Source organism: Streptomyces sp. NPDC001902 (genome assembly GCF_042891295.1).
In the GTDB taxonomy this organism is placed as follows: domain Bacteria; phylum Actinomycetota; class Actinomycetes; order Streptomycetales; family Streptomycetaceae; genus Actinacidiphila.
Genome location: NZ_JBIATA010000002.1, coordinates 380,335 through 393,828, shown reverse-complemented (window position 1 = coordinate 393,828; position 13,494 = coordinate 380,335). Strand labels below are relative to the sequence as shown.

Below are 13,494 nucleotides of genomic sequence, written 5' to 3'. Positions count from 1 at the left end.
AGAACGTGTACCGATACGGAGCGTCTACCGGTCGGCACTGCCCGGAATGCCCATCTCGAACCAGACCACCTTCCCGGCGCTCAGCCGGGTCGCTCCCCAGCGCTGCGCCATCCGGTTGACGAGGTACAGCCCGCGGCCGCCCTCGTCCTGCGGCTGCGCGTGGCGCATCCGCGGCAGCGTCGGGGCGTCGTCGCCCACCTCGCAGCGCAGCACGTCGGTACGGAGCAGCCGCAGCGTGATCGGCCGCTCCGCGTATCGCACCGCATTGGTGACCACCTCGCTGACCAGCAGCTCGGTCGCCTCGGCCAGCGGCTCCAGGTTCCAGCGGCTGAGCGCCTGGCGCACCAGCCGCCGGGCCCGGCCGGCCGTCTGCGGCCGCGGCTCCAGGAACCAGTAGGCGACGTCGCGCGGGGCGATGCCGTCGAAGCGGGCGGCCAGCAGCGCGATGTCGTCGTCCCGGTCGCCCGGGCCGACGATCTCCAGGACCTCGTCGCACAGCGGTTCCAGCGGCGGCGGGCACAGCACCGCCGAGGCCGTGTGCAGCCGCTCGCGCAGCATCTCGATGCCGCCCCACACGTCACGCGTGCGGGACTCCACCAGGCCGTCGGTGTACAGCAGCAGCGTCGCCCCGGCCGGGGCGGGCAGCTCGACCGCCTCGAAGGGCACGCCGCCCACGCCGATCGGCGCCCCCGGCGGCACGCGCAGCACCTCGGCCAGGCCGCTGGCGTGCAGCAGCACCGGCGGCGGGTGGCCGGCGTTGGCGATGGTCACCCGGTGCGCTATCGGGTCGTAGACCGCGTAGATGCAGGTGGCCATGCGGTCCTGGCCGAGCCGCTGGGCCTGCTCGTCCAGGTGGTAGAGCACCTCCTGCGGCGACAGGTCCAGGCCCGCCAGGGTCTGCACGGTCGTCCGCAGCTGGCCCATGATCGCCGCCGAGGTCATGGAGTGGCCCATGACGTCGCCGACCACCAGCGCCACCCGGCTGCCGGGCAGCGGGATCGCGTCGTACCAGTCGCCGCCGACCCGGGCCGACTCCGCGGCGGGCAGGTAGCGGCTGGCCAGCCGGACCCCGGTGGGCTCCGGCAGGGAGTCCGGCAGCATCTCGCGCTGCAGGGAGTCGGCGATCGACGCCTCGCGGTCGTAGAGCACCGCCTTGTCCACGCCGAGCGCGGTGTGGGTGGCCAGCTGGGCCGCGATCAACAGGTCGTCCGGGTCGAACGGGGCCCGCTCGGGACGGCGCAGCAGCACGGTCGCGCCGATGACCCGGCGGCGGCCGCGCAGCGGTGCCAGGATGGCCCGGCGTCCGGTCGGCAGGTCTAACGTCTCGCCGAACTCCGCCTGCCGGCAGCCCCCGACCAGCTCGTGGAGCGCCGCCGTGGCCTGCGCGTTGTCGGAGAACACCGGGCGCACCCCGCGCAGCACCTCGGCCAGCGGGCCGTCCATGGGGACGGTCACGACCTCGGCGGCAGCGCCGTACGCGCCCTCCGTGGAGGGGACGACCGGCATGAGCAGGCCCTCCACCGGCTCCGGGGCGTTCTCGTCCGGAACCCGGTCGGTGCGCCGCAGCCGCAGGACCAGCGGGCCGGAGGGGCGCTCGTCGCCCACCGGCAGCGGGTCGCGCAGGTAGACCAGGATCGCGTCGGCGAAGGCGGGCACAGCGGAGCGGCACAGACCCAGCACGATCTCGTCCAGGTCCAGGCCGCGGGCGATGCGGCGGGTGGCCGCGCCGACGTAGCGCAGCCGCTCGGTCTCCGCCTGCCCCGCCCGGCCGCGGTTCTGCGGGCCGATCTTCTTCAGCGGCTGGCCGCCGGTGGAGTCCTCGTCGACGGGGTGCCCGCCCGCGTGGCCCCCGCGGCCGCCCTGCCGGCCCGTCGTCCGGGACGTGGGCAGCGTCGTGTCGGGGGTCCGCTGCCGGGTGCGCGGCTCGCCGCCCTCCGGCTGCGTCGGACCGGGGACGCCCGGGACGCCCGGGGTCCCGCCGCCCGCCGTGGCCCGGCGGCCGGGCTCCACGGGAGCGGCCATGGCGGTGGCGGCCCGCCGGTCCCGGCCCGCGGAGCCGTCGAAGGACGGACCGGTGCCCGGGGCGCCGCCGGGGGCGTCGGTGGAGCGCAGCCGTACGGTCTGCCGTCCGCGGGCGCCGTCCGCGGGGGCGGCGGCCATGTGCTGGACGGTGGTGAGCCCCTCGCCGGCGACCACCCGGGCGGCCTGACGGTCCCGCACCTCGGAGGACTGCCGCGCGGTGCGTCCGCCGCGCGCACGCCGGCCGCCGCGGCCGGGCTTGGCGGGGGCGGGGGTCGACACGAGGGGATCGGAGGGGGTCTGACGTTCCGCCGGCGGCATGGCCGTGCCGCCGGGATCGCCGGCGGCCGCGCCGCGCTTGGCGCCGCCGCTCCGGCGGCCCCGGCGCGGGCGGTCGCCCGCCGCGGACGGGTCCGTGGATCGCCCGGAGGCCGGCGCCCCGGCCGTGGACGCGCCCGACCCGCCGCCCGGCGCGGGGTCCGCGGGCAGCAGGAAGCCGGCCCGCGGATCCGGTACCGGTTCGGTGTCACCCGGACGTGCCGGTCCGGCCGTCGTCCCCTGGACGGCGGCCTGCTCAGAAATGCGCTCCGTGCTCACGCTGGTCGTTCCATCCGGTCGGGTGCGTCACGTGCCGGGCACGTGGCGGGGCGGCCGCGTCAGGCGGGTCGTCGGCAGTGCAGGAAGAGCTGCTCCTCCGGCGGCACTTCGGTCGTGTGCGGCGCGTACGCGTACGAATCCTCCTTAAGGACCGTGAATCCCGCGTCGGCCACCACCTGGCGCAATTCATCCCGTAGATAACCCGATACCCGGATGGTGTTACCAAGGAACGGAATCGCGAAGTCGTCCACGTCGGCTTCCACCATCGAAAGGGTGAACATTCCGCCCGGGAGGAGGAGGTCGTGGACGCTGCGCAGGGCCAGCGGGATCTCCGCCCGAGGCAGCATCAGCAGCGAGAAGAAGGCCACGGCGGCGTCGAAGCGGCCCGGGTCCCCCGGGCCGTCGGGTCCGTGACGGCCGCCGGTCCGCAGGTCGGCGATGTCGGCCTGGAGGAAGGTCGCCCGGGGCACGTGCCGGCGGGCGAGCGAGAGCATCCCCGCGGAGAGGTCCACACCCGTCACCTCGTGCCCGGCCTCGACCAGCTGACGGCAGGTCGGCAGTCCCGTGCCGCAGCCGAGGTCCAGGACGCGGGAGCCCGCCGGGAGCTGCGCCAGGAGCCACTCGCCCGCGGCGACCTGGCCCTCCTTGTGCGGGAAGGCCTCGTCGTAGCGGTCACCTATGGCGTCGAACCCCTCGGCCTGGCCGGTGCGGTCCAGCTGTATGTCCTCGTAGCCGCCGACTCCCACAGCCCGGGCCTCCCGTATGACCTTGGTGACATAGCGTCAAACTCTAGTGTGAGCCTGTGTTTTGTGCAGCACTATGGGCCACGATCTTACGATTGGGGCAGGGGTCCCCGGCAAGCCGCTCACGCGGTCACCTTGCCGGACGATCCCAGTCAACCGGAAGGGCCGGTACCGGCCACGCCGGATCCGGACGCCAGTGCTCCCAGCCGTCCCGGAAGGGATGCCCCCAGGCGTCGATCACCTCGACCGCCCGGCGGCCGGCCTCCCGTACCCGCTCCGCCGTGACCGCCGTCATCAGGCCGGCGGCCTGGGCCTGCGCGAACTCGTCCTCGTCCCGCCACTGCCAGCCCCGGTCCGGGGTGACGTGGATGTCGAGGAAGTGGTCCTCCGAGTCGACCCCGCCCGGCCAGCGGTGCCGCGGCTCCTCCAGGTTCACGTACCAGTTCTTGAAGCGCCAGCCCTGCTCCCAGAACAGCCACACCGACCAGGGCTCGTCCGGGCGCGCCAGCTTCAGCACGCCCGCACCCCACCAGCGGTCGACGCACGTCGTGCGCGGCTTGAGGTAGCGGGTCTCCAGCGGCTCGTGGTGGATCGGCGAGCCGTCCGCCAGGACCGGCTTGACGCACTCGGTGCCCGGCGCCATCCACACCGCCAGCAGTTCCGGGTCGTCGCGCACCACGGTCACCGGACGGCAGATGTGCACCGCGTCGCTGCCGTTGCCGCGGTAGCGCCACAGCACCTGCTCGCCGGGCGCCCAGTGGCCCGCGCCGCCGTCCTGGCCCGCCCCACGGGGAAGAAGGATGTCCGCTGTCATGAACGGATCTTACGGACCCCGTGTTACGGGGGCGTCACCCTTGAGCCGAGCGTTCGTCACGCCGGGCACCGGGGAGCGCCGGGACGACGGCACGGCGCGCCGTCAGGGCCGGGTCATCCGCAGCACGTCCAGCGCCTCGTCCAGCTGCTCCAGGGTGAGCAGCCCGCGCTCGACGTAGCCGGACTCCAGGACCACCTCGCGGATGGTCTTCCGCTCGGCCAGCGACCGCTTGGCGACCTTGGCCGCCTCCTCGTAGCCGATGTACTTGTTGAGCGGGGTCACGACCGACGGCGAGGACTCCGCGTACTCACGGGCGCGCTCCACGTTCGCCGTGATCCCGTCCACCGTGCGGTCGGCCAGCAGCCGGGAGACGTTGGCGAGCAGCCGCACCGACTCCAGGACGTTCCTGGCGATCACCGGGAGCATCACGTTCAGCTCGAAGTTGCCCGCGGCGCCGGCCGTGGTGATCGTCACGTCGTTGCCGATGACCTGCGCGGCCACCATCAGCACCGCCTCGGGGATCACCGGGTTCACCTTGCCCGGCATGATCGACGAACCGGGCTGCAGGTCCGGCAGGGCGATCTCGGCGAGACCGGTGCGGGGGCCGGAGCCCATCCAGCGCAGGTCGTTCGCGATCTTGGTCAGGCCCACGGCGATCGTGCGCAGCTGTCCGGAGGTCTCCACGACGCCGTCGCGGGCGCCCTGTGCCTCGAAGTGGTCCCGCGCCTCGGTCAGCGGCAGCCCGGTCGTCCGCGCCACCTCGGCGATCACCGCCGCCGAGAAGCCGGGCGGGGTGTTGATCCCCGTGCCGACCGCGGTGCCGCCCAGCGGCAGCTCCGCCAGCCGGGGCAGCGAGGCCCGCAGCCGCTCCACCCCGTACCGGACCTGCGCCGCGTAGCCGCCGAACTCCTGGCCCAGGGTCACCGGCGTGGCGTCCATCAGATGCGTGCGGCCGGACTTCACGACGTCCGCGAACTCCGCGGCCTTGCGCTCCAGCGACGCAGCCAGGTGCTCCAGCGCCGGGACCAGGTCGCCGGTCACCGCGGCGGTCGCGGCGATGTGCAGGGAGGAGGGGAAGACGTCGTTGGAGGACTGGCTGGCGTTGACGTGGTCGTTGGGGTGCACGTCGCGGCCGAGCCGCTCGCTCGCCAGGGTCGCGATGACCTCGTTGGCGTTCATGTTGGACGAGGTGCCGGAACCGGTCTGGAAGACGTCGATCGGGAAGTGCCCGTCCCAGCGCCCCCCGGCCACCTCCGCGGCGGCCTCCTGGATCGCCTCCGACACGTCCTTGTCCAGGACGCCCAGCTCCGCGTTGACCTTGGCCGCGGCCGCCTTGATCCGGGCGAGCGCCTCGATGTGGGACCGCTCCAGCCCGCGTCCGCTGATGGGGAAGTTCTCCACCGCGCGCTGGGTCTGCGCGCGCCACTTGGCGTGGGCCGGGACGCGCACCTCGCCCATCGAGTCGTGCTCGACGCGGTACTCGCGCTCGTCCTCTGCGTCCTGCTCGGGCATGGCCGGAATTCCTTCCATCGCGGACATCGTCGGGCGTACCGGGTACTTCCCAGTAGAACCCCGACCCCTCGGTAGGACAGCGGCGCGGGACGTTTCATTCCCCCCGGTGGCCGCCCGGAAGGCGGCCGGAACGGACCGGGGAACCAGGCGGCCCGGCACCGCGCACGCGGTGCCGGGCCGCCTCGGACGGGTCACGCCCCCGGGCGCACCGGGATGCTGGTGAACGTCGGCGCGGGCGCCGGGTCCGTGAAGAAGTCGTTGCCCTTGTCGTCGACGACGATGAAGGCCGGGAAGTCCTCGACCTCGATCTTCCAGACCGCCTCCATGCCGAGCTCGGCGTACTCGACGACCTCGACCTTCTTGATGCAGTCCTGGGCCAGGCGCGCCGCCGGGCCGCCGATCGAGCCCAGGTAGAAGCCGCCGTGCGCGGCGCACGCGTCGGTGACCTGCTTCGAGCGGTTGCCCTTGGCGAGCATGACCTTGGAGCCGCCCGCCGCCTGGAACTGCTCGACGTAGGAGTCCATGCGGCCGGCCGTGGTCGGGCCGAAGGAACCGGAGGCGTAGCCCTGCGGGGTCTTGGCCGGGCCCGCGTAGTAGACCGGGTGGTCGCGCAGGTACTGCGGCATCTCCTCGCCCGCGTCCAGCCGCTCCTTGATCTTGGCGTGCGCGATGTCGCGGGCGACGACCAGCGGGCCGGTCAGCGACAGCCGGGTCTTGACCGGGTACTTGGAGAGCTCCGCCAGCACCTCGTCCATCGGCCGGTTGAGGTCGACGCGCACGACGTCCTCGTCCGACAGGTGCTCGTCGGTGGTCTCCGGCAGGTACTTCGCGGGGTCGGTCTCCAGCTGCTCCAGGAAGACGCCCTCGGCGGTGATCTTCGCGACGGCCTGGCGGTCGGCGGAGCAGGAGACGGCGATGGCGACCGGCAGGGAGGCGCCGTGGCGGGGCAGCCGCACCACGCGCACGTCGTGGCAGAAGTACTTGCCGCCGAACTGCGCGCCGATGCCGATCTTCTGGGTGAGCTCGAAGACCTTCTCCTCCAGCTCCTTGTCCCGGAAACCGTGGCCGGTCGGCGAACCCTCGGCCGGCAGCTCGTCCAGGTAGTGCGCGGAGGCGTACTTCGCGGTCTTCAGCGCGAACTCCGCGGAGGTGCCGCCGACCACGATCGCCAGGTGGTACGGCGGGCACGCGGCCGTGCCGAGCGAACGGATCTTCTCCTCCAGGAACTTCATCATGGAGGCCTCGTTCAGGACCGCCTTGGTCTCCTGGTAGAGGAAGGACTTGTTGGCCGAGCCGCCGCCCTTGGCCATGAAGAGGAACTTGTACGCGCCGCCGTCGGTCGCGTACAGCTCGATCTGCGCGGGCAGGTTCGAGCCGGTGTTCTTCTCCTCCCACATGGTCAGCGGGGCCATCTGGGAGTAGCGCAGGTTGAGCTTGGTGTAGGCGTCGAAGATGCCGTGCGAGAGGGCCGCCTCGTCGCCGCCCTGCGTGAGCACGTTCTGGCCGCGCTTGCCCATCACGATCGCGGTGCCGGTGTCCTGGCACATCGGCAGGACGCCGGCCGCGGCGATGTTGGCGTTCTTCAGCAGGTCCAGGGCGACGAAGCGGTCGTTGGGGGAGGCCTCGGGGTCGTCAAGGATCCGGCGCAGTTGGGCGAGGTGCGCCGGACGCAGGTAGTGGGAGATGTCGTGCATCGCCTCGGCGGCGAGCTTGCGCAGCGCCTCCGGCTCCACCTTGAGGAAGGTCCGGCCGTCGGCCTCGAAGGTGCTGACGCCCTCGGAGGTGACCAGACGGTACGGAGTGGTGTCCTCACCGAGGGGGAGCAAGTCGGTATAGGCAAACTCGGGCATAAGGGACATCCTCACTGGCGCTGCGTCATAGAAGCCCAACAAGCGTAGAACGTGCGCGGGGTACCGGATGTGTGAGGTGACCCTCACCGGCCCTAGTCGCGATCTATCGCGTTTGTGTACGGTAGTCGGGTGGATGAGTCGTCGCTCCAGAAGCGTGAACAGCACCCCGTGCGCCCCGTCGCCGAAGCCGATATCCGTGCGTCCGACGCGGACCGCGACCGGGTGGCCGACATCCTTCGCGATGCCCTCGCGGAGGGCCGTCTGACCACCGAGGAGCACTCCGAGCGGCTCGACGGGGTCTACGCGGCCAAGACCGTCGGCGAACTGGAGCCCTACGTCCGCGACCTTCCCGCGGGACGCACCACGAGCGCACCCGCCCCGTCGCCCGGGGCGCACCACTGGGTGCCGGACGGCTCCGGGGAGAACCCCAACCTGATCGGCATCCTCGGCGGTGCCGAGCGCAAGGGGCGCTGGCGGGTCGGCTCGAAGATCAACGCCGTCGCCATCATGGGCGGCGTCGTCATCGACCTCACCGAGGCCACCTTCACCAGCCCCGAGCTCGTCATCAACTGCACGGCCATCATGGGCGGCATCGAGATCAGGGTCCCGGAGAACGTGACCCTGCACGGCGGCGGCGTCGTGGGCATCATGGGCGGCTCCGACGTCAAGGCGTACGAGTCGCCCGACCCGCACGCCCCGGTCATCAAGGTGCAGGGCTTCGCCTTCTGGGGCGGCGTCGAGGCCAAGCCGCGCCGGGGCAAGCGTGTCAAGAAGAAGGGGCTCGGCCCCGCAGAACTCGACGGCTGACCGCGGCGCGGGTCAACTCCCGTGCCGCGCAAGGGGGTCGGCGGGGTGTGATGCCGGTGCCGCGGAGGCGTGGCCCGGGCGGCGGCCCGGGCACGGTGCGCATGAACGCGCGCACAGCGGGTAGGGCAAGGGGACACGTCGCTCGCCGCAGCCCTCCTCACGCCGACAGACCCGTGGAGACGCACCGGCACCGCAGCGACGGGCAAGGGTGACACCAAGCCGAGCCGTCGTCAGGAGTATCCCGTGCTTCAACCGATCGAGCCCCCGGCAGCCTCCAGGTCCTCCCTGAGTCACCCCCGGGACCTGGGCGGCCCATGGCACTCGGAGGCGGCGTGCCGCAGTGACGAGGCGGGTCTGTTCTTCGCGCCTTCGAAGGAGCCGACCGCGGCGCGGCTGTCCCGGGAGGAGGCCGCCAAGCGGGTGTGCGCGCGCTGCCCGGTGATGCTGGAGTGCCGCGAACACGCGCTGCTCCAGCCGGAGCCCTACGGCGTGTGGGGCGGGATGACCGCCGCGGAGCGCAGGGTCGTACTGGCCCGGCGCCGCCGCCGTGAGGCGGAGCTGCAGCGGCCCGGGACGCGGATCGCCGCGGCCGGCTGAACGACGGAAGGGCCGGGACCCCGTCGCCACGGCGGGGTCCCGGTTCTCGTGTGCCGGTGCGCGGCGGCTGCCGCGGAGGCTCAGCGCGCGCGGTCGAAGTCGATGGTGCTGTAGGCGCGCAGCTTCGACAGCCGGTGGGTGGAGTCGATCTGGCGGATCGTGCCGGACTTCGAGCGCATGACCAGCGACTGGGTGATCGCGGTCTCGGCGCGGTACCGCACTCCGCGCAGCAGCTCGCCGTCGGTGATGCCGGTGGCGACGAAGAAGACGTTGTCGCCCTCGACCAGGTCGTCCGTGTGCAGGATCCGCTCCAGGTCGTGGCCCGCGTCCAGGGCGCGCTGCTTCTCCGCCTCGTCCTTCGGCCACAGCCGGCCCTGGATGGTGCCGCCCAGGCACTTGATCGCGCAGGCCGCGATGATGCCCTCGGGCGTGCCGCCGACGCCCATGAGCATGTCGACGCCGGTGCCCTCGCGGACGGCCATGATCGCACCGGCCACGTCGCCGTCGGAGATGAACTTGATCCGCGCGCCGGTCTCCCGGATCTCCTTGACGATGCCCTCGTGGCGGGGGCGGTCGAGGATGACCACCGTGACGTCCTCGGGGGCGCTGCCCTTCGCCTTGGCGACCCGGCGGATGTTGACCGAGGGCGGGGCGGTGATGTCGACGTAGTCGGCGGCCTCGGGGCCGGTGACCAGTTTGTCCATGTAGAAGACGGCCGAGGGGTCGTACATCGCGCCGCGGTCGGCGGCGGCGAGCACCGCGATGGCGTTGGGCATGCCCTTGGCGGTCAGGGTGGTGCCGTCGATCGGGTCCACGGCGATGTCGCACTCCGCGCCGGTCCCGTCGCCGATGCGCTCCCCGTTGAAGAGCATCGGGGCCTCGTCCTTCTCTCCCTCGCCGATGACGACGACGCCGTTCATCGACACGGTGGAGACGAGGGTGCGCATGGCCTTGACGGCGGCGCCGTCCGCGCCGTTCTTGTCGCCGCGCCCGACCCAGCGGCCGGCCGCCATGGCGGCGGCCTCGGTGACCCGGACGAGTTCCAGGGCGAGGTTGCGGTCGGGGGCCTCGGGATTCACCTCGAGTTGCGGCGGCAGGTTGTGGTTTTCGTGCTGCTCGGTCATCACAGCGCACCTTTCTGTACGAGGACGGCCGGGATAAGAGGGTGTTACGACCTTATCCGGACCCCGCCAGGATGAGCAGGCCACCTGTCACATGAGCGGATTTCCGCCGGGTGCGACCCCGGGCGGACGGACGGTCCGGGGCATGGGGGACCATAGGGGGCGTGGCAAAGAAGCGCGGCACGGAAACACTGCGGGACATGGTGCTCTCGATGGCGGCGATCGGCGTCGTCGCCGGGGGCATCTGGCTCTTCATCCCGCACGACGAGAACCACGACCCCGTCAAGGTGGTCGGCTACCGGGTCGAGCTCGACCAGGCACGGCGCGACGCCCCGTACCAGGTGGCGGCCCCGGTGGGGCTCGGCGAGGACTGGCGGGCGACCTCGGTGACGTACGAGTCCACCGACCCGGGGGCGGTGCGGTGGCACCTGGGCTTCGCCGACCCGAAGAACGAGTACGCGGCCGTCGAGCAGAGCAACGAGGCCGCGGAGAAGTTCGTCGCGCTGAAGAGCCACGAGGCGAAGCGGGTGGGTACCCGCAGCGTCGGCGGTGAGACCTGGCAGCGCTACGAGGGCCACAAGTACGACGCGCTGGTGCGCGAGGAGGGCGGGGTGACCACGATGGTCACCGGCACGGCCCCGATGGCCCGGCTCGCGGAACTGGCCGCCGCGCTCGAAGAGCGGGGCGGCCGGCAGGGCTGAACCCCGAACCCTGAACCACGTCACCGCCACCGGCAGGGCCGGTGGCGGTGACGGTCGTCGTCAGACGGTGGTGACGACCTCGTCGTACGCCAGGCGCGGGCCGCGCTCGCGCCAGGCGTTCTCGCCCGGCTTGCCGATGTTGACCACGGCCAGCACGGAGTGGTCGCCGTCGGGGAAGAAGTCCTTGTCGATGGCGTCGGCGTCGTAGCCGGTCATCGGTCCGGCGGCCAGGCCCGCGGCGCGCACGCCCAGGATGAAGTAGCCGACCTGCAGGGCGGCGTTGAAGCCGGCGGACGCCTCACGCACCGGGCGCTCGGCGAAGAGCACCTCCTTGGCCTGCGGGAAGGACGGGAACTGGGCCGGCAGCTCCTCGTGGAACTCGTTGTCGGCGGCCAGGACCGCGACCAGCGGCGCCGTGGCGGTCTTCGCGCGGTTGCCCTCGTTCATGTGGCCCACCAGACGCTCGCGGGCCTCGGGGGAGCGCACCAGCACGACGCGCAGCGGCTGCTGGTTGTAGGCGGTCGGGGCGTACTTGACCAGGTCGTACACGGCCTGGACCTGCTCGTCGGTCACGGGTTCGTCGGTGAAGGCGTTGGCGGTGCGCGCTTCGAGGAAGAGGAGGTTCTGGGCGGCGGTGTCGAGCTGGAGCGTCATCGGTACCTCTGTGGGGATGCGGAACCGCGCCCTGGGGAGGGGCGCGCCGGAACACTCCCCTCAGCATAGATGAAATTTCAACTAAACTTTCAACTATTCGGACGTGAAGCGGCTCACGCCGCCCGCACCCCGCTCACCCGGTCACTCCTCCTCCACGGCCTCCGGCCCCTGCCCGGCGCCGCCGCCGGACTCCTCCGCCAGGGCCGCGTCCAGCCGGGCGCGGGCGCCCTCCAGCCAGTCGCGGCACACCTTGGCGAGCTGCTCCCCCCGTTCCCACAGGGCGAGGGACTCCTCGAGCGTGGAGCCGCCGGCCTCCAGACGGCGAACGACGTCGACGAGCTCGTCGCGGGCCTGCTCGTACCCCAGCGTGTCCTGATCTGCCATGGCACCAGCCTAGGGCCGCCCTCCGACACGGCGGCCGGGCGCGCGGCGGCCGGCCCGGGAACGGCGCGCCGGCGGTCAGCGCGTGACGCGGACGGTGAACTCGCCCTCGGCCACCCGGGCGCGCAGCTTCTCCTCCTCGGCCACCTCGTCCGCGGCGCGCACGACCTGCCCGTCCTCGCGCTGCAGCACCGCGTACCCGCGCTGCAGCGTGGCGGCGGGGGAGAGCGCCACGACCCGGGCCCGGGTGTGCGCCAGCTCGTCCTCCGCCCGGTCCAGCCGGTGCCGCAGATGGCGGCGGGAGCGCTCCAGCAGCGCCGTGACCTGCTCGGCGCGCTCGTCCACCATCAGATGGGGCCGTGCCATGCACGGCCGGCTCACCGCCGCGGCCAGCCCCCGCTCCTCCCGGTCCAGCAGCCCGCGCATCACCCGCAGCGACCGTTGCCGCAGCTGCTCGACCCGGGCCAGCTCCTCGCCCACGTCCGGCACGACCCGCTTGGCCGCGTCGGTCGGCGTCGAGGCGCGGAGATCGGCCACCAGGTCCAGCAGCGGGGTGTCCGGCTCGTGCCCGATCGCCGACACCACGGGCGTACGGCACTCCGCGACCGTCCGCACCAGCCGCTCGTCCGAGAACGGCAGCAGGTCCTCCACGCTGCCGCCGCCCCGCGCCACGATGATCACGTCGACCTCGGGGTGCGCGTCCAGCCCGCGCACCGCCTCGATCACCTGGGGCACCGCGTACGCGCCCTGGACGGGCACGTTGCGCACCTCGAAGCGGACCGCGGGCCAGCGCAGCCGCGCGTTCTCCAGCACGTCCCGCTCGGCGGCCGACGCCCGGCCGCAGACCAGCCCGATCAGCTGCGGCAGGAACGGCAGCGGCCGCTTGCGCTCCCGTGCGAACAGGCCCTCGCCCGCCAGCCGCTTCTTCAGCTGCTCCAGCCGCAGCAGCAGGTCGCCGACGCCTATCGGGCGGATCTCCGCCGCGCGCAGCGACAGCTGACCGCGCGGCGCGTACCACTCCGGCTTGGCGTGCACCACGACCCGGGCGCCCTCGCCGACCGCCCCGTCGAAGGCGTCGAAGACCGCCCGGCGGCAGGTGACGCTGAGCGAGATGTCGTGCGACGGGTCGCGCAGCGTCAGGAACACCACGCCCGCGCCCGGGCGCCGTGACAACTGGGTGATCTGCCCCTCGACCCACACCGGGCCGAGCCGGTCGACCCAGCCGCCGATCAGCCGGGACACCTCGCCGACAGGGATCGGCGCCTCCGCGGACGTGTTCACAGCCATACGCCGAGACTAGCCCCCGCCACGGACAGTGACGCCCCTCCCGTCCGACCCGAATGGCACGCCCCGCTGTCCCCCCGCCCGGCCGCCGCGCAGGCTGGGGGCAACCCGGTAAACCGCTGACGTCGGTGACGCCGGCGTCACCGACAGGTCCCGGGAGTTCCCATGCGCCGACCCGGCCGGTACGGCTGGACCCCGTCCGAACGCCCGCCGCGCGTCCACGCCGGGCTCCGCGTGGGCCGCTACGGCCCCGGCTGCGGCTGTTTCAGCTGCCTTCCCCTGGCGGGCGCCGCCCTCGCGACCGGGTGGGCGCTCGCCGCCCGCCGTGCCGCCCGGGGCCCGCGGGGCTGCCGCTGAGCGCCGTGCCCGGTCCGTGCCCGCTCCCGTGCCGTCCGCGCGTGCGCCCCGCGGCGC

General features: G+C 73.0%; 13 protein-coding genes. 4 read left to right on the top strand and 9 right to left on the bottom strand.

All coding sequences use genetic code 11. The annotated features are described in order from the left end of the window. Positions 1-24: 24 nt before the first annotated feature. From ACFYYN_RS05065 to ACFYYN_RS05045, 5 genes are all read right to left on the bottom strand, one after another. Positions 25-2,160 (bottom strand): ATP-binding SpoIIE family protein phosphatase, encoded by a 2,136-nt coding sequence (locus ACFYYN_RS05065; protein ID WP_500544855.1) that lies wholly within the window; start codon positions 2,158-2,160, stop codon positions 25-27. A 515-nt stretch (positions 2,161-2,675) separates the two neighbouring features. After that, positions 2,676-3,362 carry a class I SAM-dependent DNA methyltransferase gene (locus ACFYYN_RS05060; RefSeq protein WP_500332239.1) on the bottom strand — a complete coding sequence of 229 codons (687 nt, stop codon included), beginning with the start codon at positions 3,360-3,362 and terminating at the stop codon, positions 2,676-2,678. A 127-nt stretch (positions 3,363-3,489) separates the two neighbouring features. Beyond that, positions 3,490-4,173, bottom strand: coding sequence for a cytidylyl-2-hydroxypropylphosphonate hydrolase (gene fomD / locus ACFYYN_RS05055; protein ID WP_500544697.1), 684 nt, complete (start codon positions 4,171-4,173; stop codon positions 3,490-3,492). 102 nt (positions 4,174-4,275) lie between these two features. Then, on the bottom strand, positions 4,276-5,685 hold the full coding sequence (locus ACFYYN_RS05050) for a class II fumarate hydratase (protein ID WP_500332241.1): 1,410 nt from the start codon (positions 5,683-5,685) through the stop codon (positions 4,276-4,278). 191 nt (positions 5,686-5,876) lie between these two features. Then, a complete protein-coding gene (locus ACFYYN_RS05045) occupies positions 5,877-7,535 on the bottom strand; it encodes a fumarate hydratase (RefSeq protein ID WP_500332242.1) in 1,659 nt (552 codons plus the stop codon). A gap of 129 nt (positions 7,536-7,664) precedes the next feature. Between ACFYYN_RS05045 and ACFYYN_RS05040 the strand changes: the two genes are divergently transcribed. Together ACFYYN_RS05040 and ACFYYN_RS05035 are read left to right on the top strand one after the other, a co-directional pair. Then, positions 7,665-8,342 carry a DUF1707 SHOCT-like domain-containing protein gene (locus tag ACFYYN_RS05040; protein WP_499513719.1) on the top strand — a complete coding sequence of 226 codons (678 nt, stop codon included), beginning with the start codon at positions 7,665-7,667 and terminating at the stop codon, positions 8,340-8,342. 243 nt (positions 8,343-8,585) lie between these two features. Beyond that, a complete protein-coding gene (locus ACFYYN_RS05035) occupies positions 8,586-8,939 on the top strand; it encodes a WhiB family transcriptional regulator (RefSeq protein WP_018561404.1) in 354 nt (117 codons plus the stop codon). A gap of 80 nt (positions 8,940-9,019) precedes the next feature. Here ACFYYN_RS05035 and glpX read toward each other — a convergent pair whose 3' ends face one another. After that, positions 9,020-10,063: a class II fructose-bisphosphatase gene (glpX, locus tag ACFYYN_RS05030; RefSeq protein WP_500332244.1), complete on the bottom strand. Its 1,044-nt coding sequence runs from the start codon at positions 10,061-10,063 to the stop codon at positions 9,020-9,022. A 161-nt stretch (positions 10,064-10,224) separates the two neighbouring features. Between glpX and ACFYYN_RS05025 the strand changes: the two genes are divergently transcribed. Beyond that, complete coding sequence (locus ACFYYN_RS05025) at positions 10,225-10,761, top strand: DUF4245 domain-containing protein (RefSeq protein ID WP_500544695.1); 537 nt, start codon at positions 10,225-10,227, stop codon at positions 10,759-10,761. Between the two features lie 60 nt (positions 10,762-10,821). Here ACFYYN_RS05025 and ACFYYN_RS05020 read toward each other — a convergent pair whose 3' ends face one another. The 3 genes from ACFYYN_RS05020 to xseA all read right to left on the bottom strand — a co-directional run bounded on the left by ACFYYN_RS05020 (position 10,822) and on the right by xseA (position 13,083). Then, a complete protein-coding gene (locus tag ACFYYN_RS05020) occupies positions 10,822-11,415 on the bottom strand; it encodes a malonic semialdehyde reductase (RefSeq protein ID WP_500332246.1) in 594 nt (197 codons plus the stop codon). Between the two features lie 141 nt (positions 11,416-11,556). Next, the gene (locus ACFYYN_RS05015) at positions 11,557-11,799 is read right to left on the bottom strand and encodes an exodeoxyribonuclease VII small subunit (protein ID WP_500332247.1); all 243 of its coding nucleotides are present in this window, start codon (positions 11,797-11,799) and stop codon (positions 11,557-11,559) included. A gap of 75 nt (positions 11,800-11,874) precedes the next feature. Continuing rightward, a complete protein-coding gene (gene xseA, locus ACFYYN_RS05010) occupies positions 11,875-13,083 on the bottom strand; it encodes an exodeoxyribonuclease VII large subunit (protein WP_500332248.1) in 1,209 nt (402 codons plus the stop codon). Positions 13,084-13,245: 162 nt separating this feature from the next. Here xseA and ACFYYN_RS05005 point away from each other — a divergent pair, with 162 nt between their 5' ends. Then, positions 13,246-13,437 carry a hypothetical protein gene (locus ACFYYN_RS05005; RefSeq protein WP_500332249.1) on the top strand — a complete coding sequence of 64 codons (192 nt, stop codon included), beginning with the start codon at positions 13,246-13,248 and terminating at the stop codon, positions 13,435-13,437. The last annotated feature ends 57 nt before the right edge of the window (positions 13,438-13,494 follow it).

Coding starts and splice junctions, on each gene's coding strand:
- ACFYYN_RS05065 (WP_500544855.1), bottom strand. CDS start 2,160: ATGGCCGCCGCCCCCGCGGACGGCGCCCGCGGACGGCAGACCGTACGG.
- xseA (WP_500332248.1), bottom strand. CDS start 13,083: ATGGCTGTGAACACGTCCGCGGAGGCGCCGATCCCTGTCGGCGAGGTG.
- ACFYYN_RS05050 (WP_500332241.1), bottom strand. CDS start 5,685: ATGCCCGAGCAGGACGCAGAGGACGAGCGCGAGTACCGCGTCGAGCAC.
- ACFYYN_RS05020 (WP_500332246.1), bottom strand. CDS start 11,415: ATGACGCTCCAGCTCGACACCGCCGCCCAGAACCTCCTCTTCCTCGAA.
- ACFYYN_RS05005 (WP_500332249.1), top strand. CDS start 13,246: ATGCGCCGACCCGGCCGGTACGGCTGGACCCCGTCCGAACGCCCGCCG.
- fomD (WP_500544697.1), bottom strand. CDS start 4,173: ATGACAGCGGACATCCTTCTTCCCCGTGGGGCGGGCCAGGACGGCGGC.
- ACFYYN_RS05015 (WP_500332247.1), bottom strand. CDS start 11,799: ATGGCAGATCAGGACACGCTGGGGTACGAGCAGGCCCGCGACGAGCTC.
- ACFYYN_RS05045 (WP_500332242.1), bottom strand. CDS start 7,535: ATGCCCGAGTTTGCCTATACCGACTTGCTCCCCCTCGGTGAGGACACC.
- glpX (WP_500332244.1), bottom strand. CDS start 10,063: ATGACCGAGCAGCACGAAAACCACAACCTGCCGCCGCAACTCGAGGTG.